This window comes from Marmoricola endophyticus (genome assembly GCF_014644415.1).
Lineage (GTDB): Bacteria > Actinomycetota > Actinomycetes > Propionibacteriales > Nocardioidaceae > Marmoricola > Marmoricola endophyticus.
Map to the genome: position 1 here is coordinate 1 of NZ_BMKQ01000014.1, position 528 is coordinate 528.

Here is a 528-nt window from a genome sequence, read left to right on the forward strand (position 1 = left end):
ACCGGTATCTAATAAACGATTAATTTCCTGTTTGATTTCTTTAGACTGCTCTAAAAGAAATTCAGTAGTCGCATCTTCAACATCATCGTATTCAGGATAATCAATATTCACTTCCACTTGAGCGAGTATCTCTAATATAGATTGACGTTGTTTTTTGATTAAGTCACTTAGACGACCTTCAATTTGATTCATCGCAACTTTAGAAGCTCTATCTGTCTTCGAGCGAATAAAGTCCATAACTGCTTCAGCTTGAGATAAATCAATACGACCATTTAAAAAGGCACGTTTTGTAAATTCACCTGGCTCAGCCATTCTAGCGCCATATGTCATAGTAAGTTCCAGCACTCTATTAATCGTTAAAATACCACCATGACAATTAATTTCTATAATATCTTCGCGTGTAAATGTTTTTGGCGCTCTTAACACAGACACCATAACTTCTTCAACCACTTCTTGAGACTCTGGATCAATAATATGACCGTAATTAATCGTATGTGATGGAACATCATTTAAAAGATGTTTTCCTTT

General features: G+C 35.0%; 1 protein-coding gene. It reads right to left on the minus strand.

Going from position 1 to position 528, the window contains the following annotated elements; translation table 11 throughout:
- A partial coding sequence (locus IEX42_RS18420; protein WP_505712078.1) for a P-loop NTPase family protein occupies positions 1-528 on the minus strand: 528 nt, incomplete at both ends.